At 32.2% G+C, this 17,960-nt stretch carries 25 protein-coding genes; 5 read left to right on the plus strand and 20 right to left on the minus strand.

The features are described 5' to 3' along the window. Positions 1 to 9 precede the first annotated feature (9 nt). Positions 10 to 540: a glycine-rich domain-containing protein gene (locus U9966_RS07215; protein ID WP_306347011.1), complete on the minus strand. Its 531-nt coding sequence runs from the start codon at positions 538 to 540 to the stop codon at positions 10 to 12. 688 nt (positions 541 to 1,228) lie between these two features. Between U9966_RS07215 and U9966_RS07220 the strand changes: the two genes are divergently transcribed. The 4 genes from U9966_RS07220 (at position 1,229) to U9966_RS07235 (ending at position 3,324) form a co-directional block, all read left to right on the plus strand. Continuing rightward, positions 1,229 to 1,483, plus strand: coding sequence for a ribbon-helix-helix domain-containing protein (locus tag U9966_RS07220; protein WP_306347012.1), 255 nt, complete (start codon positions 1,229 to 1,231; stop codon positions 1,481 to 1,483). Next, entirely contained in the window at positions 1,464 to 1,874 is a 411-nt protein-coding gene (locus U9966_RS07225) for a type II toxin-antitoxin system VapC family toxin (protein WP_306347013.1), read from the plus strand. Before U9966_RS07220 ends, U9966_RS07225 begins: the two co-directional genes overlap by 20 nt. A gap of 42 nt (positions 1,875 to 1,916) precedes the next feature. Continuing rightward, the gene (locus tag U9966_RS07230) at positions 1,917 to 2,516 is read left to right on the plus strand and encodes a plasmid pRiA4b ORF-3 family protein (RefSeq protein WP_306347014.1); all 600 of its coding nucleotides are present in this window, start codon (positions 1,917 to 1,919) and stop codon (positions 2,514 to 2,516) included. Positions 2,517 to 2,589: 73 nt separating this feature from the next. Continuing rightward, complete coding sequence (locus tag U9966_RS07235; protein WP_306347015.1) at positions 2,590 to 3,324, plus strand: copper homeostasis protein CutC; 735 nt, start codon at positions 2,590 to 2,592, stop codon at positions 3,322 to 3,324. A gap of 106 nt (positions 3,325 to 3,430) precedes the next feature. Here U9966_RS07235 and U9966_RS07240 read toward each other — a convergent pair whose 3' ends face one another. The 15 genes from U9966_RS07240 to U9966_RS07310 form a co-directional block, all read right to left on the minus strand. Next, the gene (locus U9966_RS07240) at positions 3,431 to 3,859 is read right to left on the minus strand and encodes a DUF1801 domain-containing protein (protein ID WP_322631691.1); all 429 of its coding nucleotides are present in this window, start codon (positions 3,857 to 3,859) and stop codon (positions 3,431 to 3,433) included. Between the two features lie 5 nt (positions 3,860 to 3,864). Continuing rightward, entirely contained in the window at positions 3,865 to 4,068 is a 204-nt protein-coding gene (locus tag U9966_RS07245; protein ID WP_322631692.1) for a GyrI-like domain-containing protein, read from the minus strand. Between the two features lie 118 nt (positions 4,069 to 4,186). Further along, positions 4,187 to 4,675 (minus strand): hypothetical protein, encoded by a 489-nt coding sequence (locus U9966_RS07250; protein WP_306347017.1) that lies wholly within the window; start codon positions 4,673 to 4,675, stop codon positions 4,187 to 4,189. 51 nt (positions 4,676 to 4,726) lie between these two features. Further along, positions 4,727 to 5,200: an Imm9 family immunity protein gene (imm9, locus tag U9966_RS07255; RefSeq protein WP_306347018.1), complete on the minus strand. Its 474-nt coding sequence runs from the start codon at positions 5,198 to 5,200 to the stop codon at positions 4,727 to 4,729. A gap of 149 nt (positions 5,201 to 5,349) precedes the next feature. After that, on the minus strand, positions 5,350 to 5,763 hold the full coding sequence (locus U9966_RS07260) for a hypothetical protein (RefSeq protein ID WP_306347019.1): 414 nt from the start codon (positions 5,761 to 5,763) through the stop codon (positions 5,350 to 5,352). Between the two features lie 121 nt (positions 5,764 to 5,884). Further along, on the minus strand, positions 5,885 to 6,409 hold the full coding sequence (locus U9966_RS07265; protein ID WP_306347020.1) for a hypothetical protein: 525 nt from the start codon (positions 6,407 to 6,409) through the stop codon (positions 5,885 to 5,887). A gap of 29 nt (positions 6,410 to 6,438) precedes the next feature. After that, on the minus strand, positions 6,439 to 7,161 hold the full coding sequence (locus U9966_RS07270; protein WP_306347021.1) for a ribonuclease E/G: 723 nt from the start codon (positions 7,159 to 7,161) through the stop codon (positions 6,439 to 6,441). 189 nt (positions 7,162 to 7,350) lie between these two features. Beyond that, positions 7,351 to 8,052 (minus strand): AzlC family ABC transporter permease, encoded by a 702-nt coding sequence (locus U9966_RS07275; RefSeq protein ID WP_306347022.1) that lies wholly within the window; start codon positions 8,050 to 8,052, stop codon positions 7,351 to 7,353. 80 nt (positions 8,053 to 8,132) lie between these two features. Further along, a complete protein-coding gene (locus U9966_RS07280; RefSeq protein ID WP_306347023.1) occupies positions 8,133 to 8,468 on the minus strand; it encodes an AzlD domain-containing protein in 336 nt (111 codons plus the stop codon). Further along, entirely contained in the window at positions 8,465 to 9,169 is a 705-nt protein-coding gene (locus U9966_RS07285; RefSeq protein WP_306347024.1) for an AzlC family ABC transporter permease, read from the minus strand. Before U9966_RS07285 ends, U9966_RS07280 begins: the two co-directional genes overlap by 4 nt. A 181-nt stretch (positions 9,170 to 9,350) precedes the next feature. After that, positions 9,351 to 10,085, minus strand: a complete 735-nt coding sequence (locus U9966_RS07290) for a DUF4197 domain-containing protein (RefSeq protein WP_306347025.1) — start codon at positions 10,083 to 10,085, stop codon at positions 9,351 to 9,353. Positions 10,086 to 10,192: 107 nt separating this feature from the next. After that, complete coding sequence (locus tag U9966_RS07295; protein WP_306347026.1) at positions 10,193 to 11,341, minus strand: vWA domain-containing protein; 1,149 nt, start codon at positions 11,339 to 11,341, stop codon at positions 10,193 to 10,195. A 240-nt stretch (positions 11,342 to 11,581) separates the two neighbouring features. Beyond that, a complete protein-coding gene (locus U9966_RS07300; RefSeq protein WP_306347027.1) occupies positions 11,582 to 11,983 on the minus strand; it encodes a hypothetical protein in 402 nt (133 codons plus the stop codon). Between the two features lie 20 nt (positions 11,984 to 12,003). Further along, entirely contained in the window at positions 12,004 to 12,324 is a 321-nt protein-coding gene (locus U9966_RS07305; protein WP_306347028.1) for a hypothetical protein, read from the minus strand. 85 nt (positions 12,325 to 12,409) lie between these two features. Beyond that, entirely contained in the window at positions 12,410 to 13,546 is a 1,137-nt protein-coding gene (locus tag U9966_RS07310) for an MBL fold metallo-hydrolase (RefSeq protein WP_306347029.1), read from the minus strand. A 105-nt stretch (positions 13,547 to 13,651) separates the two neighbouring features. Between U9966_RS07310 and U9966_RS07315 the strand changes: the two genes are divergently transcribed. Beyond that, positions 13,652 to 13,966: a hypothetical protein gene (locus tag U9966_RS07315; protein WP_306347030.1), complete on the plus strand. Its 315-nt coding sequence runs from the start codon at positions 13,652 to 13,654 to the stop codon at positions 13,964 to 13,966. Positions 13,967 to 14,050: 84 nt separating this feature from the next. Here U9966_RS07315 and U9966_RS07320 read toward each other — a convergent pair whose 3' ends face one another. From U9966_RS07320 to U9966_RS07335, 4 genes are all read right to left on the minus strand, one after another. Continuing rightward, complete coding sequence (locus U9966_RS07320) at positions 14,051 to 14,851, minus strand: hypothetical protein (protein WP_306347031.1); 801 nt, start codon at positions 14,849 to 14,851, stop codon at positions 14,051 to 14,053. A 17-nt stretch (positions 14,852 to 14,868) separates the two neighbouring features. Next, positions 14,869 to 15,303, minus strand: a complete 435-nt coding sequence (locus tag U9966_RS07325) for a hypothetical protein (protein WP_306347032.1) — start codon at positions 15,301 to 15,303, stop codon at positions 14,869 to 14,871. Between the two features lie 206 nt (positions 15,304 to 15,509). Then, a complete protein-coding gene (locus U9966_RS07330; RefSeq protein ID WP_306347033.1) occupies positions 15,510 to 16,646 on the minus strand; it encodes a M48 family metallopeptidase in 1,137 nt (378 codons plus the stop codon). Further along, complete coding sequence (locus U9966_RS07335) at positions 16,646 to 17,854, minus strand: YjgN family protein (protein WP_306347034.1); 1,209 nt, start codon at positions 17,852 to 17,854, stop codon at positions 16,646 to 16,648. The genes U9966_RS07330 and U9966_RS07335 overlap by 1 nt, the downstream gene beginning before the upstream one ends. Between the last annotated feature and the right edge of the window lie 106 nt (positions 17,855 to 17,960).

A 17,960-nucleotide genomic window follows, 5' to 3' on the forward strand; every position in this document is an offset into this window, starting at 1 on the left:
ATAATAGGATTAAGCAACTTTTTGCATAATGCTACTTGCAAAGTTTTTAATATATTGATTATCGATAGCCAATAAAGGCTCGTCTTCATCAATATTACAAGGACACGCTTGTGGACAATTTGGTGCAGTAAGTGTTGCACTATAAAGCATTTTACCTGTTAAATCAGCCCATAGTTGTTGAGATTCATTTTGAGCATCAAGCCATTCTTGACGGTTCTCATCACTTAATCTTCCAAAATAAGGATAGTGATGTAAGAAGCCACCAAATAACTCTAAACAATCTTTCAAATAAGCACGAGTATCTAAAATGTGCATATGCCAAATTTCATCGATATCGCCATTTGGCACCATTTGTTCGCCGTTTAGTGCTTTTGTTGCTGCCATATAAATTCTATAATCAGCAACCGCTTTTTCAGCTCTTTCTTTGTTCCAATCTTCTCTTTCACATAATTTATCAATCGCAAGAGAGAAGTCCCATTTATTCACAATTTGTTGTGCTTTTTCAAAAATAGTTTTATCAAATTTATTGATCATTGACATAATTTTTTCCTTTTGTCATTCAAGTCTAAACGTACATAATTTTATAAATCATTAAAATTATGCCCAGCCCAAATTGTACAAAAAAAAAACAACTTAACAACAGTTATATATTATTAAGTTATCAAGAAAACAGGGCAAAATTATACTTTTAAACTTATAATATTTTAATTATTTATTTTTTTTAAAGGTTAAATATCAAACAAAGCTCTTTGATTATGAATGTTTATTTACACTTGAAAGATAGCAATAAAGTTTATTCCCAAATTAAAATAAACAGTTATTTTATTAATGTGTGTATTTTTTATTCAATTATGATTTTACCCTGAGAGAAACCGTAAACCTTTACCTATTGAGTTTTAAAAATCAATAATTATTATGTAGGTACTATTAATAAAAGTAAGCATAAAAATTGTAAATTTTGAACGGAATGTAACCGCTATATTTATGCCTAATAATGTTTTGTGAGGCTTTTTATATAGAATAACAAGTGAATATACACAAACTGTGTTTTCTGATACCCCTATGTTAATTAATATAATCTTTTGATTTTTATTATATTTTAGATACTATCTTCCCTAATTAAAGTATAATTTTACCCTATTAATCACAAAAGTGGTCAGAGAATAATTGACATAATCCCACCACTGTATTACAATTTGTAATACGCAAATAAATAGTAAGGTAAAAAATGATTACACTTAGACTTGACCCAATACTAGAACAACAAGTTAATACAGCAGCAAAAAAGCTGGGCTTTACACGTTCTGAATTTATCAGAAAAAGTATTATCAACTATATCGAAGCACAAAAAACACAAACTGCTTGGCAAACTGGTGAAGATTTATTTGGAAAATATACGAGTGGAAAAGGTAATCTATCTGTAGATAGAAAAGATATTCTCAAAAACAAAATTCGAGCTAAATATGCAACAGATTCTAATTGATAGCGGACCTTTAATTGCTCTATTTGATGCCTCTGACAGATATCACAATAAGACGATAGAATTTATCCAAAATAACAAAAGCACATTGATAACAACTCTTGCATCTGTAACAGAAGTATTACATCTACTCGACTTTAATAGAAATGCTCAACTAGATTTTTTAGAATGGATTTCTCGTGGAGGAATACAAATTGCGGATATTCAACAAACTGATTTTGTCAGAATTAAAGCCCTAACTGATAAATACCGTGATTTACCAATGGATTTTGCTGACTCTTGCCTTGTTTTACTTGCTGAAAAAATGGGAATTAAAACAATTGCGACCATTGATCGTGATTTCACAATTTATCGTATCAATGGAAAGCAGACATTTGAGACAATTCTATTATAATTATCTCGCATTGAAAACTAGATAATAGAATCGGAGAAAAAAATGAAACAAAAGATTATTTTACAATTTAAAATTGAATTATTGGATAGTTCACCAACAATTTGGCGACGTATTCAAGTTCCTGAGAACTATAGTTTTTGGGATCTACACATTGCTATTCAAGATTCAATGGGATGGTTAGATTATCATCTACATCAATTTATGATCAAACAACCACATAAAAGAAAATATACTGTTATTGGAATACCATTCGATGAAAATGATACTTTAGCTGGTTGGGATATTAAAATAAGTGATTATTTTAGAGAACTAGGAATTAATGCGAGCTATGAATATGATTTTGGCGATGGCTGGGAGCATAAAATAACACTAGAAGGAAAATTCCTTGCAGAGAAGGGAATTAAATATCCAATTTGTACCAAAGGAGAAAGGGCTTGTCCACCAGAAGATTGTGGCGGTCCTATGGGATATGATGAATTACTCGACATTCTATCAGATAAAAAACATCCGTCCTACGATGATATGATATCTTGGTTAGAGAACCATGCTAAAGATTATACACCTTATGACCCAAACTTTTTTGAACCTAATTTAGTTAAGTTTAGTGACCCTAAAAAACGTTTTAAAATGGCATTTGAATAAAATTTTATATGTATAAATTAGCGTTGATATCTCAATAAAATATAAGCCAAATACTTATACAACTTAGAAAAAAATGAAATTCGAACTCTGCATTGACAATATCCAATCCGTCCAAACCGCAAGCAAAGCCAAGGTTGATCGTGTAGAACTCTGCTCTGCTTTAGCAGCGGGAGGATTAACTCCTTCTTATGGATTAATTAAACAAGCACTTCATTTTAACAACCTATCCCATCACGTAATGATCCGACCTCGTGCGGGTAATTTTGTGTTTAATCAGGCTGAAATTGAGATAATGATTAACGATATTTTAATTGCCAAAGACTTAGGGGTTGATGGTGTCGTTATTGGCTGTTTAACAGAAAATAACGATATTGATATTCAGGCTTGTAAAAAACTGATTTCAGCTGCTGACAGTTTAGAAATCACCTTTCATCGTGCTTTTGATTTATGCCAAAATCCTAAAACTGCATTGGAGCAAATTATTGATCTTGGTTGTACTCGTTTACTGACTTCTGGCTTGAAAAAAACAGCTTGGCTAGGCAAGGAAAATATCGCTCAACTTGTGCAACAAAGCAAAGGACGTATTCAGATAATGGCAGGGGCAGGGGTCACTTCTGAAAATGCGTTAGAGATCGTTAAGGCGACGGGGATAGAGAATATTCATTTTTCTGCCAAAAAAGTACAACAAAATAAAACACTACAGACTGACATAGCTATGGGTAGCAACAGTGATTATGATAATCAAATTATTCAAGCAGATTTTGATGAAATATTGCGTATCAAACAGGCTGTTTTGAGTGCTTTATAGCGGTACGATTTTTATTATTTTTTGCAATAGTAACCATCCATTAATAATATAGCGTAGCAAAAAAACGAAAACTTTAATTTCAGCACTGGACTTAGCCACTGGCATTTTATATCCCCAATGTTAAATCGTCTTTTACCTTATGATACATTAAGGTTGCTTTTATACACTTTTTTAGTTGTACAACAGGTATTTCTTGGTCAAGCTGAAAAATAATGGCTCTATTGTTTTCATATTCAAATAACTTTCCAAATACCAATTTAAAAGTTTCCACCAACCTACTTGTACATTTAAAATACATTTGATATTGGTTTGGGGTCTTTTTTTTCCAATCCATTCGCAAGGTACTTCCTGTTTTGGTTAAGAAACTTGGTTCTCCCCATTTTAATGTTTCTTCTAAATCTGTAATCTCTGGAACTTCTTCGGCAGTTTCAATGACAAGTTCCCTTAAATCTTTCATTTTATCTCGTACAAAATCGGGATAACTTTCCAACTTTGTTTCAAACTCTGGATTTGTGGTTATTTTCAACTTGCTCATTTTTTTCATTTAATAGCAACCAAAATTTCTACTTCCGCATCTGTAGGATTTTGTGCTTTTTCGCCATATATTTCAAAATCTGCCGTGTATAGTCTATCTAAATCAGTATTCCAAATCTTAGCCCACGCTTCATAAACCGCACCTTTGGTTAAATCACCTTTGGCAATAAATTTTTCATAATTACCGTCTTCAATAGTTTTTGCAACCATTCCGTTGGGAATAACATCTGTATTTTCAACTTTGCAACCTAAAATAGTAGTATAAGTTAGCTCTATAAACTAATAGCGGATAAAAAAGCCTAAAACTTGGATTCTACACCTAACTCTATTATTTACACAACTCCAAATGTGGTTTTTTCGTTAAGTGTTTCATCACAACGGTTACTTTGCTTTGAAGTTTCATTTGGTAGTAGTTCTTGCCGAGTTTTTTTATCTCATAGCCTTTGTAACCTTGGTTAAAACTTCGGTCAAATGACTTGAAATATTCAAGAAAATTAAAATCATCGACATATAATTCTCCGCTTGATTCTTTGGTATAGCATTGTACCTTACCTTCTTTTAGATATATCGCACCATTTACTTTACCCTTGACTACTTTTCCTATTTGAAAATAAACATCAAGAATTGCTTTATTGTGAGCGTCTTTTACGCTTGTATGTGTCCAACCTACCAAATCAGCATAGGTTACTTTTTTCATATCATAAACGGTATCAATAGTTTCTTGACTATAGTGATAGCCTTGTGCATTTACTTGCGACACACTCAACAAACCAACCACAGCCAAACTTATTAGTGCTTTTATTTTGTTCTTATTCATAATAATCCTCTATCTAATTAATAATAAATATTTCATAAAAGTAACATTTTCTTATTTTATTTGCAAATGTACCACCTCATTGTCAATCAATATATTTAGAATCTTATCGCAGCAATAGGTAAAATAATCATTCATTGAGGTAAACTGCGTATAGTCTATATTATTTTCCACATACACTGTTTTTGTTGATTTTAGTCCAGAATAATTATCTTTTTTTTGACCTTTTCTCAGCTTAAATCCCCACTCAACTTCATCACTTGTTGGTATGATAATTGTAGCATTTATTTCACAATTCTTACCTTTATTAAAATAAGAAAGTTTTTTTCTTACACTCATATAACTCTGTTCATTACATATAAACAATACTGCTAAATGAAAAAAATCTGTATTTTCCTTTACATTAACAAGGGTGTATTTCATAGATAAGGTATTGACTAATTCTTCGAACGGCTTAGCATATTCTTGCTCAAAAAATCCTATAATTTGAACGATAAAATTTGTATGATAACTAATTCTTTTTTCCAAAACTTCCTCTTTTAAGTTCTATTTGTTTAACTACTGCTAACGGCTTAAGTATATAAGTATAAATGGTGACCGAATAAAAAATAAGATTTTGGTAGTTTAAAATTTACAAAGTTTAAGCCAAGTGCCTGACCATTTCTTACTATACTACATTAATGTATTTTCCTTTTATATATTATTCCGCAAGTAATTAAATTATATGGTATTACCAACATAATATAAGATATGATAAGTTTTAAATTCCAACCAATTCCCATACTTCGATAATAAATACGCTCTATTGTCTTTTTATTATCAATGCTGATTTCTTTAATCCAATGCTCAGTATCTGACATTCCATAAGAATTAAAACCATATATGTCATACATAAATTCATTAGATAATTTTTCAGTCCAATAAATAGAAACAGTTGAAAAAAGGAAAGTTAAAACAATCGATAACAATAATAAAATGAAGAAATTATTTTTCTTTAGTAATTCTCCTAAAACAAAAGGAATACTTATTATTGGTACATAAGATATCAAAGTAAAAATTAAAAATATCGTTTCTAAGGTACTTGCTTTCATTTTTCTTTTAAATTATTTTTTAATAGGTATTCTTATACTGTTACGGATAAATATAATTATGCATAAAACTAAACGTTGCTTTAATCAAGTGGATTTCTAAAAGGTTTATTTTCCTCATAATTTACTCTGCGACAGAGCTTATACTAAAAGGATATAACGCATTTTTAGTTGCAACTATTTCTACTTTTTGCCCTACCTTTAAACCAAACAAGTTTATTTTTTCAATAAACAAAATTTTCTTTATTGAATTGTAGGATGGCTTAAAAGAAATATCCATTTGCTCCAAAGATGGACTTGGTTTTTCTATTTTTGTTATCGTGACTTGCAGTTTTACTTTTTTACTTTCTTTAATATCTTTTGCCAATTTAGGCAGTCTATAATAAAAATATGCCATTACAAACATAAGTAATGTAACAGCAATGATAATGACCGAACAAATTACAATTCCTTGTGATTGAAAAAGGTTTAAATCTAAATTATGTCTCAAATAGAAACTTTTTATAGGAAGAAACCTTTTAGGTATTGAAAAAATGACAAGAAAAATAGCTGCTGAAAATAGACTTATTCCCAATACCTTTCTTACCATTTTATTTTTGTAGTTTTTTAATTGTTCAAATTCTTGATTTGTTAAATTTTCAAGTTTCATATTATTTATTTTCCTTTTGTTAATTTGTTTTAAATTTTAATAAATACCCAAAGTAATACTGCAACAATCATAACCAATGCAACCAATTTAAGCGGTGTTTGTTTGCTCCCTTCCTGCACCAAGCTTTGATTTGAGATTTTTATCGGCTTAGTATTCACCTTTTTCGATTTTTTAGTATAACTCTCATCATCAACACTATTTTGTGGTGGTTTCTGATCGCATAAAGGATTTTCAATATAATTATGTTCAATAAAAGAATGCATAGGAATGTATTTTTTAAATAAGTCTTCATCGTCTTGATAACGCATAACAAGAGAACAATAATCAGGGGCATTTTGAGACAAAAATATAACAGTATCTTGATACAATTTTTCATTGTTCACTAAAATCTCTTTTACATCGTCATCTAATCGTTCTAATAACTTTTCAAAAGTTGTTTGAGCACTCTTCTCTAATAGCGTATTAAAAAACGCCTCATCTTGATTATTCGGTGTATTTTCTGTTTGTAACTCTTTTAAGAATTCTTGTAAACCCGTATCATCAACATCAAATCCTGCTCTTCTTAGTTCTGCTACCTCTGACTGAATCTGCTCAAAATTCTGTTGTGTCACCTCAACTGTCTCAAGTTCTACATTGTTATTTACATCAAAAAGCCCTGTTCTTTGGGATCGAATAACTTCACAGCTACCATTTTCTTCTACAACAGCAAGGCTTTCTGTATCACCCGTTTGACTGATTAAAATACGTTTCATTTTTGCTCCTATCATTAAGCTTTGTTTGGATAGTACAATATTAATACTATTTTTTCCACTTTAGTTATTTTTATGGCGGTACGATCTTTGCCACTTTTTGCAAATTATAAAAAACGTTGTTCACAGTAGTATTATACAAATGATTTGGCATTAGTTGTCCAACAGAGGTTCATAGGTAGAGTAATTATTTTAATTATCAAGCTGATCTAACCAATACCCCACAATCATTCCAATCAAAGCAGAAATAACTAACCCTTGCTCAACAGCAAAGGTGAAATAATTTAATACCAAAATGCTTATTCCACTCGTCATCACCGCAATCAACACCACTTTTGTTTTAATCATAGGAATAACCATTGCAATAAATGTGGCTGCAATAGCAAAATCTAAACCTAGTTGATCGACATCTTGTAATAAGTGAGCAAAATAGATGCCTGAGAAAGTCGCAATATTCCATATAAGATAAAATGTAAAACCAGCAATAATGGCATACCAATAATCAAAATAGCCTTTTTTAAATTGCTCTGCTTGAGAAATAACAAACATTTCATCGGTTAATAAAAAAGCGAAAAAAACACGTTTAATTAAAGGTAATTTCACTATCTCATTATGATAAGTGGCAGAATATAAAAGGTGGCGAGAACCAATCATTACAGTGCTATTAATTAATGCTAACCAACTGCCCCCAGCCCCTAAAATAGCAATGCCAGATAACTGTGCCGCCCCTGCAAAAATACATAAAGACATCATTTGAGCTTGTATATTGCTAAGCCCTGCTTGTATCGACAATGTACCACATAAAATTCCCCAAGGTACGCAGGAGAGAGCTAAGGGTAATACAGCTAAAATTGCTGATATATTTCTTGAAAATTGCTGTTCTTTTTTTATCATTCTGTTTATTCTCTACTCTTTCAATTATTATTTGCAAATTTTCGTTGTAATGTTACCGCTTATTATTGTCATAAAAAGGGCTATAAAAATGTTCTTAATCCATAAAAAGCTACCATACTTAAAATAATTACCGTAAAGGTATGCTTAATAAAAATACTAAATAAAATGGCACAAATACCTGCCCAAAAGTAGCTACTATCAATCAATACAGTTACTTGCTTAGTAGCAATAAAATCTTGAAAGAGTACGGGGGTAAACATTGCCGTTAACACACAAGGTGCGGTAAAAAGTAGGATCGATCGAACTTTATTACTTAAATTAATTTTAAAACTACGGGTAAAAAAGAGATAACGAATTAAAAATGTGATAACTGCCATTACTAAAATCGCAATCGTAAAATAAGATGATGAAATCATTGTACTCCCCTTCTATCTAATGAATAACCCACTAACATACCAATTAAGGTGGAAATGACTAATCCTTGTTCAACAGCTAAATAACTGAAAAATAAAATACACACGCCACTCGTCATCGCCGCAATAAGAATGGCTTTATTTTTGATCATTGGTACCATCATTGCCACGAAGGTTGCAACAATAGTGAAATCAAGCCCAAACTGATCAATATCTTGCACAACTTGAGCAAAATAAATACCACTAAATGTCGCCATATTCCATATCACATAAAATATAACGCCACTAATGACAACGTGGGTATAATCAAGATAACCTTTTTTAAACTGTTCTGTTTGTGCAATAACAAAAATTTCATCAATTAAGAAGAAAGCAAAAAACATTCGTTTAATCAACGGCAACTTTTCGATTTCTCTTTGATAGGTCGCCGCATATAAAGAATAACGAGCCCCAATCATCACAGTATTATTCACTAATCCCAACCAGCTACCACCAGCACCTAAAATAGCAATTCCTGAAAGTTGAATGGTGCCTGAAAATACCAATAATGACATAATTTGAGCTTGCATACTGCTCAACCCTGTTTGAATTGACAAGGTGCCACATAAAATTCCCCAAGGAATAGCAGATATTGCAAGGGGTAAGACTGCAAAGGTGGCATAAATTATTTTTGATAAAAAAGACTGTGTTTGTTTCTCTGTCACTCCATTGCTCCTGTTTATTTTTATATCTATTTTTTACATAACAATAACATTAGCAATACAATTTTGCAAACTTCAATAGTCTCTATAAATTTGCAAATTTTTCAATCTATCTACCCGCTATTTTTACTATAAAAAAAGCCCTTCTCAGTTGAAAAGGGCTTTTTTAAAAGATATCTTTTAATTATTTATAATCTTGCAAACTAAACACTTGTTTTAATAAGCGAGTATTACGCAATCCAACATTATGACGGATTCCCTGCTCTTCTTTAGCAATCATTGTAAATACGCCTTTTAAGGCTTCGTTAGTCACATAATCATTTAAATTTGGATTCACCTTATTCACAAAAGGAATATTGTTATATTGTGAAATCACGTTTTGCCAAATGGTATCCGCACCCACTTTGGTAAATGATTTCTTAATAACAGGATTAAATTGACGATATAACTGATTAAAGGTTTGTGTTTGTAAATACTGTGTTGCCGCATTATCGCTACCCATTAAAATATTTTTAGCATCACTAAAACTAATATTTTTAATCGCATTAACAAAAATAGGGGTTGCGGTTTTAACTGCATCTTCAGCACTTCTATTTAGTGCTTTAACGCCTTTTTCTGCAATATGTCCTAATCCAACTTTATGCAAAGTATCATTAACCATCTGTAACTCTTTTGGTAATGCAATTTTAACCAATTTATTTTTATAGAAACCATCAACTGCGGTTAATTTACTTACCTGATGATTTACACCATTATTCAGTGCTTGACGTAACGCTGTTGCAATATCCATTTGTGATAATGAGGTATTTTGCATAACAGAGGGAAGTTGTTGCATTACCTCTTGAGGTAGTTGAAGATTTTCTAAATTTTTACAACCTGCAATCAGTGTGATTGTGGTTAATATTACGATTTTTTTCATTATCATTTCCTGATTAAAATTAACTCTATTCTATTGTAACATAACTGCTTATTCTGTTATAGAATTAGAAAAAAACAGCCTTACTCAAAAAAGTAAGGCTGTGTTATCTATTTATCCTTTAACTGTTTACTTAACGTTTCTTTGACTACGCCATCAAATGAATCAGGCTTTTCTGTTTTATGCTGTTTCAAGTAGTCATCTCGCTGCTTAACTAAAGTAGCGATTTCCGCTTCTAATGATTGACGTTTTTTTAACTTCTCTTGAATAATGGCTTGCTTTTCCTTTGTGCTTTTATTTTTTAACACTTCAGGTAATTTGCTCTCTTCTAGTTCCTCTAGTGCCACTTCTTTATTTTTAATATCAGCCACTAAGTCACCCGCTCCAGAAATAACTTTTTTAACGCCTTTTTTCTTGGCATAGTAACTTGCATTATCAACTTGTGTTGTTTTAGGTGCCGCACTACGCACTCGCATTTTAGAAACGACTTCAGCTTGTACGCTATGATCACCATAGACAATAATCGTTGTATCCAACGCTTCTTGCTTTCTTAAAATTTCATCATCATAAGGCGTATCAATTTGTACAACTTGACCACCATCTTGCGGAATAGCTAAATACGTACCTTTACCTAAACGTGCCATTTTTTTCCATACTTTTTTGGTCGCTCTGCTATCCCCTGCTTGCACTGTATTTACAAGAATACTTTTCTCCGTTGCTTCAGTAATAATCGCAGGATATTGTTTTTCGTCTAAATAATCCATATGTGGTGGTGCATCACCCACTAAGAATAAAACACGCTTAGCATTCTTATCGGTACTCCATTGCAGCTTATTAACGCCCTTATCAAGTGCTTCATTCACTGACTCTGGCATATCTCCACCACCATCAGCATCAAGCCTTGTTAATGCAGAATAAAGTGATTGCACATCCGTATCCAAATTATGTACAGTCTTTACTACATAATCATCACCACGATCACGATAGGCTACCAATGCCATACGAATTTCTGCATTTGGATTAATATCAACAATGGTATTCGCAATAGACCAAATTTTCTTTTTTGCTCCATCAATCAACGATCTCATAGAACCTGTTGTATCCAGTACAAAAGCCACTTCAACAAGGTTTTTCTGATGTTGCATTTGTTGTGAAACTGGAATTTGTTTGTTTTGAGTGTTTGGCTCGGCAATAGCCCCTCCACTAAACAATGCAGTACATAAACCTGCAAGAAGTATTTGTTTAAATTGTGTTTTCATTATTTTCATCCTGTTGTTTAATTTAATCCTAGTATATTATCGAGAACAAAACGAGGTGGTTTATATAATTCTGACAAGGGTGACGGCATACTTTTAACTTAAATATTCCCCCTCCCTCACCCTCCCCCGCAAGCGGAGGAGGGAATTTTTAGCTTATATAATCGTTCCTCCCTCCGCTTTGGCGGGGGGAGGCTAGGAGGGGGGGGATTTCAAGTACGATTTTTCCCCATGATTTTTTATTTACACCCCATAATTCGGTATTTCCAACTCTATTGGAGATAAAATTATAGATGTTCCATCTGATTTATTCTTAACGTGAAACAATAACAATCCTTTTGTCCACCAATCAGTCCGTAAGTTCCCCTCTTCACATTGTTTTGGGCGATATTTTTCTAAAAAGGCTTGTTCACCACCTAAAACAATACTACCTACCGCAAAAGGAGGAATCCATATCAAACCAATATTATTCTCTTGATCCCACCCCACTGATACAAATTTTTCTTTTACATCAGCTTCAATAAACGCATAATTTTCAATAACTTTTGACGGTTCATATATAAAATCTAAAAAGTCAATCCACTCATAATAATAATGATATAAATCTGCTGCTATTATGTCTTCTTTCGTATAAAAGGTATTCATTTTATCTTTTCCTAATTCATTTAAGCTTTATCTAAACACTTAGAGATAATTAACTCTTCATTGCTTTTGTCTAAAGTAAAATATTTTTTAATTCTGGAGTTTTTCAATAACAGGTAAATTCCATCAATATTACTTTCAACTTTAGATTCAGAAGTAGGAGTAAAATAATGTACTTTAGGAATAATAATTTCCGATAAATTATCATAGGTTCCATATTCATTATCTGGTTGATTTTTCATAAAAATTCTACCACTATACGCATTTCTATTTTCATTATTTCGATAGAAAAAACAAAAGAACTTAAAATCATTAAGCAGTAAAAATAGTTCATCCCAATTCATATTTATTCCTTTAATCTCGTATGCTGATATTTTTGCAAATTTTACTCAACAAGTAACCGCTATAATCAATACTTTAAAATATAATTTACTCTTCCCACCATTCTAGTTTAGGTAACTTATTCAAATTAAAAATTTCACCAATTCTAGGGGTGACTAATTTAATTTTATCTTGTTCTGAAACCTTATCATTATAAGTTTGTAAAGCTTTTGCAATACGTTGCACAGGTTCATTCCATTGATGAGTGGATAAATCAAACTTGCCCCAATGTATCGGTAAAACCACTTTAGTTTGAATGTCAATACTCGCCTGAGCGGTTTGTTCTGGTAGCATATGAACATCTTTCCAACTTTCGTTATAAGCCCCATCTTCCATAAAGGCGATATCAAAACCACCAAAACGCTGTCCAATTTTTGCAAATTCAGGGGAGTAACCCCCGTCTCCGCTAAAGTAAGCTTTAAGTTTTGGAGCAATAATTGCCCACGAACCCCATAAAGTCTGACGATGATTAAAAATCCCTCTGCCACTAAAATGGCGACTAGGAGCAAAAACAAATTGGATATGATTAAAGTTTACCTCTTCATACCAATCATATTCAGTGACTTTTTCATTCACCACTCCCCAACGCAACAAATGTGCTTTAACCCCTAAAGGTACATAAAAATGCCCCACTTTGGCGTTCATTTGCTTAATGCCTTGATAATCTAAATGATCATAATGATCGTGTGAAATCAATACCACATCAATAAAAGGTAAATCTGCCACTTTGGGGGTATTAGTCATTTCAAAAGGTTCAACTAAAAATGGAATCGGAGAAGCATTATGAAAAACAGGATCCGTTATAATCGTTGTATTATTGGTTTTAAACAATACCGTAGAATGCCCTAACCATACAAACTCACCATTATTTAATGAATTTAACTTTTTAGTGATTAGCGGTTTATCTGGATTTTTACCCTTTGGCGGAAAAATAAAATTCATTGTTAACGCCAAACGATCTATTTTTCGCTCACCTTGTGCCATTCCAATTGAAGTCGCATTGGTCGGAATTAAGTTTTGAAAATGCTCTCCATCAAAGTGCGTAGATTGTTGAATTTTATCCATACTCTCTGCATTTGGATCATCTCCAAAAGTTGGATGTAAATTCACATATAAAACCCCGATTATCACTAAAACAGCAGTTAGTAACAATAATTTTTTGAGTATTTTTAGGGCAGTTTTCATTCGTTATTTTTCCTTACTATTTTATTCAAATCAAAATTGACATAGGAAAGGGGGGGGGTACAATATAACACTTCATTCACAAAACTTAAATAACGAGGTAAAAAAATGTTTATTATTTGGCAAGGATTTGGATTTTTAGCCGCCCTTATTCCACTTATCATATTCGCTGCAGTACAATCCACTTTAGTGGCAACATCATTTGGTGCATATATTTTTGATATTGCCGCAACATTATCTGCTATCGCCGTATGGCTAGTGGGTTCAAAACTAAATGGTGGAAAAGGGAAAGAACTTATTGATCCTGAAACGAATGAAACTGTTATTTTAAAGAAAAAACACACGCTTTTCTGGATCCCTATGCAATGGTTCGCCATTCCTCTTATTGGGATTGCGGTGATAACTCTTGCTTCACATTTTTAAAAACTACTTGCACTTAAATATAAGCGGTCACTTGTTCAACATTTTTTGCAAATTTTGTTCAACAAGTCACCGCTATAATAAAGTTTATTTTAACTGAATATGTATATGATCATCGTGCCTAACTGCTCTACAGCCGTGATACCTAATTTTTCGATGATGTAACTTCATTCGATCTTTTAGATGAGGTTCAATAAATAATTTTCCTAAACTATTATTGTTTAACACCGTATTAATCAATTTTTTCGTACCTTTAGTAGAAAAAACTAACTCGTTATTTATCGTACCAAAGGTTAAATATTTCGGATAATCATATTGAAAATAACCTTTTTTAAAACACCTTTCAATTTGATTCTTTTCATAAAGTTTTGGAGCTTCAAATACCCCATAGCCACTATTCGACTTTTGTTTATTGGTGATTATGCCATTTGGGGTTTCATAAATTAAACTGATATCTAGTTTTTTACCATCGTTATGGCTGAAATGGGGCAATAGGGGAAATTTGTTTATAAAAGGAAAACTCGCATCTAAATAGTGGATTTCAATATCTGTTCCTTTTAACTCTTTTGCAACTTGTTGTAATAATTGATTTAATTTTGGTTTGACATAATTTCTGTTTAATAAATCCGTCATAAAAGTAACAGGTTTTATTTTAGTATTATGCTGTACGGCTTCTCTTCCAAAAAAGGGGGCAACAAAAGGAATAACAAAGAATGTTGAGAATAAATACAGGGTGATAAAAATCATTGAGCCCTGTAATTTGATGACTTTTTTAATACGTTTTGATAAAAATAGAGAAAGTAAAAAAATCACCCCGCCAATTTGAGTGACAAGGGTTAAAATACCAAAAATGAAAAAATAACTTATTCGTTTGATGGCTTTATTCATTGTGAAATCTCAAGAAGTTAATTAAATTTTTTAGAGATAAAATTCTTACTTTCACTATCATCAGGATTTAATAGTTGCACAACAAAATCTGGTGCTAAATTAAACATTTTAATTATATTTGTGACGGTATCAGAACTAACCGCTTCTGCAAAATCTTCCAATATTGGAATAACATTACACTCTTTTTCCCACACCTGATACATCTCATCACCGATTATTTGAGCTTCTTGCCATTTGCCTTCATATATATCTGAAAAGTTGTAATTTTCCCAAGCAGCAATATCATCAACATCCACCTTTTCATCTGAAAATAAAAGGGAAATTTCAATAGATTTATGCCAAGGAAAAATGCCAATATCTAAGACTTTCAATTCTCTATTTTTATAAATATGCACTGCTTCTTGTAATTTATTTGCAATGACTTTTTCAATATTGTTTAAATTGTATGACATAGTTAGTATCCATTAAATGTTCCCCTCCTAGCCTCTCTCCACAAGCGGATAGAGGAATAATCCATATCTCGCTCACAGAAAAAATAGATCCCCTCCTCCCGCTTGCGGGGGAGGGTTAGGGTGGGGGAATAATTTCTATTTTTTACATTATTTATTATTAATTTTTAAAAATCAATACATAAAAGTAGTGTGTATTCCATATCAATTTATTCACAAACAGATAATCCTTGTTTATAACATTGACTATAACGCTCTGCCTGCTCTGCTCGTTTTTGGGTATTTGGGTGAGTAGAAAATAAGTCACTACCCTGTTGTGAGTTGTCTAAAATCGGCTCTTCTTTTGTTGAAGACAAAAGTTTACTATCTGCCTCTATTCGATTAAGAATTTTTGCAAAAGATTTAGGATCAATACGAGCCTGTAACATTTTATTAAATGCAAATTCATCTGCCTCTGTTTCGTGATCTCGAGAATAACGATTGGCAACGACAGCGGTACCTAATCCCACCACTAAATCTGCCAGTCCATCAGTATCGCCCACAACAGAAAGTACAATCACAGTCATTAATGATTTTTGTACTACAGACTGCAAGCCGTGACGATTAACAATATGCCCGACTTCGTGTAATAAAACAGCATCTATCTCATCAGAATTTTGACTGATTTCTACCAGTCTATCTGTCACTATAATATCACCAGAGGGCAACGCAAAGGCATTCGCTAATTCAATATCATCATCTAGGGAGAAACGTCTAAAACGAAGTTGATAGTTTACATCATTATCAGGGAGCAAAGGTAATAATTTATCTTTAAAACGTTGTTGAATACGTGCTTTCGTTTTGTCATCTAACTTACTCTCTTCTAACATAAATTCATCAACAAATTCTAAGGTTTGCTCACCAAGAACTTGTCTAATTTCGGTAGGAACAATATAGGCAATTTTTTGACTTACCCAAGGCACACCCCATTGTAAGAAACTCAAGGCAAAGACAACCACAATCAGGGTAAATAGAATAATACGTTTAAAACTACTTTCTTGACGATGTAACCATAAGAAAAAGCGATTACTTTTAGTATTAGCAATTAGCGTATCAACAGAATTATTATCAGAAGTAATAAAAATAGAGCCATCCGCTAGCTCTATTTTTCGTTCAAGATTACCTAATCTAGGCTCAATAACAAGTTGATGGATTTCTCCTGTCAGTGTTTCACCATTGGAAATTTCAACACTATAAATACGATTTTGTTGCTCACGATGAACAATTTTATCATCGCAAGCAACGGTTAGCGTTGCTTCACACTGTGCAGCACTACCTTTAGGAAACCATCGACCTGTTATTAACATTAAAAACCAACACCGACATCAATATCAAAAGCATCCCCAATTTCTTCACCAATTGCAGATTGCTCTTTTACTTTTTGGGTTAAATAATCATCAATATTAACATTGCCATCATCAATCCACGTATTGGTAACAACATAGCGAGACATTCTTACCGCCGCCCAAGATGAGCCAATACCAAAGGTAAAAATAACGAGTAACATATTGGTAATCATTGTTCCAAATAAACCTTTTGCAGTAATGGTTGATTTAAAACAAACCTTATCATCAAGTAGCATATTTTGATAAACATATTGACGCTGGCGACTATAAATATAGGCACCAATAAATAGAGAGAATATTAAGAAGCCTGCATAGATTAAAATAAACATTGTGATAAATATAGGGTTAGTTTCCATTTCATAAGCAAGATCATAGCGGTTCATTCCTGATAAATCGAAACCTAATGCTATAAAACCTGCTACAAAAACGCCACCAACAAGAAGAGTAATCAATGCTGCTTTCACATAAATCATAAAGAGTTTCTTTTTAGTCACATTAACGGAAAATTCACCTTGCCCAAATTTCAAACCACCAATAGTATATTCAATCTCTTTTTTCTTTCTTATAACCATAATATAAACAGATAAAACAAGTGCTATAACAAAGCCAACAATACCAGTAATTATAGGCAAGACAAAAAGACTCACTGGATTTTCATTGCCACTCATAGCCTGTGTAAAATTATTCTGAAACATATAGGCACTCACCGTACTACTTGCTATAACTGGTAAAAGAAAAACCAAAAAAATCAATATTGGTAGCCATAAATAAATTAAATAAGCTCGTCCTAAGCCTCCTTCAAAACTGAATCTCACATTACTAAAACTGGTCATTCGAGCATTAAACATCAAACTACGCCAAATTAACCAAGGTGCAACCACAAATAGTAATAGAGGTAAAATTAACGAAAGAGCTGGAGTGAGTTGACTTAATACACCATAGCTAATCACTAACACTAAACCAATAATATAACCTACTAGCAACTGTCTCCCTGTTGCGTGATAATCTAAAGTGCGTCCTTGATACTCGGTATTTCCGTAAAAATAACGAGTTGTACGCACTTTTGCCCAAGGGTAATACAATCCCAAAGTCACGATAGTTAATAACACATTCACTATCCAAATTTTGAAATACTCACCGCCTTTACCATTAAATGCTAATGCTTTCATTTTTGCCTCTATAATTTAATTAAATGAACAAGAGAATGATAAAGTAAAGTTTTAGACACTTCAATTTTATTCTATAATTTAAACAAAAAATAACCGCTTATTTGAT

It is taken from the genome of Pasteurella atlantica, assembly GCF_963693435.1.
In the GTDB taxonomy this organism is placed as follows: Bacteria; Pseudomonadota; Gammaproteobacteria; order Enterobacterales; family Pasteurellaceae; genus Phocoenobacter; species Phocoenobacter atlanticus.

What these genes read in the sequence shown, in the direction of transcription:
- U9966_RS07250 (WP_306347017.1), bottom strand. Translation starts at nt 4,675, where the DNA reads ATGAATAAGAACAAAATAAAAGCACTAATAAGTTTGGCTGTGGTTGGT.
- U9966_RS07240 (WP_322631691.1), bottom strand. Translation starts at nt 3,859, where the DNA reads ATGAGCAAGTTGAAAATAACCACAAATCCAGAGTTTGAAACAAAGTTG.
- U9966_RS07290 (WP_306347025.1), bottom strand. Translation starts at nt 10,085, where the DNA reads ATGAAAAAAATCGTAATATTAACCACAATCACACTGATTGCAGGTTGT.
- U9966_RS07300 (WP_306347027.1), bottom strand. Translation starts at nt 11,983, where the DNA reads ATGAATACCTTTTATACGAAAGAAGACATAATAGCAGCAGATTTATAT.
- U9966_RS07220 (WP_306347012.1), top strand. Translation starts at nt 1,229, where the DNA reads ATGATTACACTTAGACTTGACCCAATACTAGAACAACAAGTTAATACA.
- U9966_RS07310 (WP_306347029.1), bottom strand. Translation starts at nt 13,546, where the DNA reads ATGAAAACTGCCCTAAAAATACTCAAAAAATTATTGTTACTAACTGCT.
- U9966_RS07325 (WP_306347032.1), bottom strand. Translation starts at nt 15,303, where the DNA reads ATGTCATACAATTTAAACAATATTGAAAAAGTCATTGCAAATAAATTA.
- U9966_RS07225 (WP_306347013.1), top strand. Translation starts at nt 1,464, where the DNA reads ATGCAACAGATTCTAATTGATAGCGGACCTTTAATTGCTCTATTTGAT.
- U9966_RS07245 (WP_322631692.1), bottom strand. Translation starts at nt 4,068, where the DNA reads ATGGTTGCAAAAACTATTGAAGACGGTAATTATGAAAAATTTATTGCC.
- U9966_RS07315 (WP_306347030.1), top strand. Translation starts at nt 13,652, where the DNA reads ATGTTTATTATTTGGCAAGGATTTGGATTTTTAGCCGCCCTTATTCCA.
- U9966_RS07215 (WP_306347011.1), bottom strand. Translation starts at nt 540, where the DNA reads ATGTCAATGATCAATAAATTTGATAAAACTATTTTTGAAAAAGCACAA.
- U9966_RS07275 (WP_306347022.1), bottom strand. Translation starts at nt 8,052, where the DNA reads ATGATAAAAAAAGAACAGCAATTTTCAAGAAATATATCAGCAATTTTA.
- U9966_RS07265 (WP_306347020.1), bottom strand. Translation starts at nt 6,409, where the DNA reads ATGAAACTTGAAAATTTAACAAATCAAGAATTTGAACAATTAAAAAAC.
- U9966_RS07260 (WP_306347019.1), bottom strand. Translation starts at nt 5,763, where the DNA reads ATGAAAGCAAGTACCTTAGAAACGATATTTTTAATTTTTACTTTGATA.
- U9966_RS07305 (WP_306347028.1), bottom strand. Translation starts at nt 12,324, where the DNA reads ATGAATTGGGATGAACTATTTTTACTGCTTAATGATTTTAAGTTCTTT.
- U9966_RS07270 (WP_306347021.1), bottom strand. Translation starts at nt 7,161, where the DNA reads ATGAAACGTATTTTAATCAGTCAAACGGGTGATACAGAAAGCCTTGCT.
- U9966_RS07320 (WP_306347031.1), bottom strand. Translation starts at nt 14,851, where the DNA reads ATGAATAAAGCCATCAAACGAATAAGTTATTTTTTCATTTTTGGTATT.
- U9966_RS07330 (WP_306347033.1), bottom strand. Translation starts at nt 16,646, where the DNA reads ATGTTAATAACAGGTCGATGGTTTCCTAAAGGTAGTGCTGCACAGTGT.
- U9966_RS07235 (WP_306347015.1), top strand. Translation starts at nt 2,590, where the DNA reads ATGAAATTCGAACTCTGCATTGACAATATCCAATCCGTCCAAACCGCA.
- U9966_RS07295 (WP_306347026.1), bottom strand. Translation starts at nt 11,341, where the DNA reads ATGAAAACACAATTTAAACAAATACTTCTTGCAGGTTTATGTACTGCA.
- U9966_RS07280 (WP_306347023.1), bottom strand. Translation starts at nt 8,468, where the DNA reads ATGATTTCATCATCTTATTTTACGATTGCGATTTTAGTAATGGCAGTT.
- U9966_RS07230 (WP_306347014.1), top strand. Translation starts at nt 1,917, where the DNA reads ATGAAACAAAAGATTATTTTACAATTTAAAATTGAATTATTGGATAGT.
- U9966_RS07335 (WP_306347034.1), bottom strand. Translation starts at nt 17,854, where the DNA reads ATGAAAGCATTAGCATTTAATGGTAAAGGCGGTGAGTATTTCAAAATT.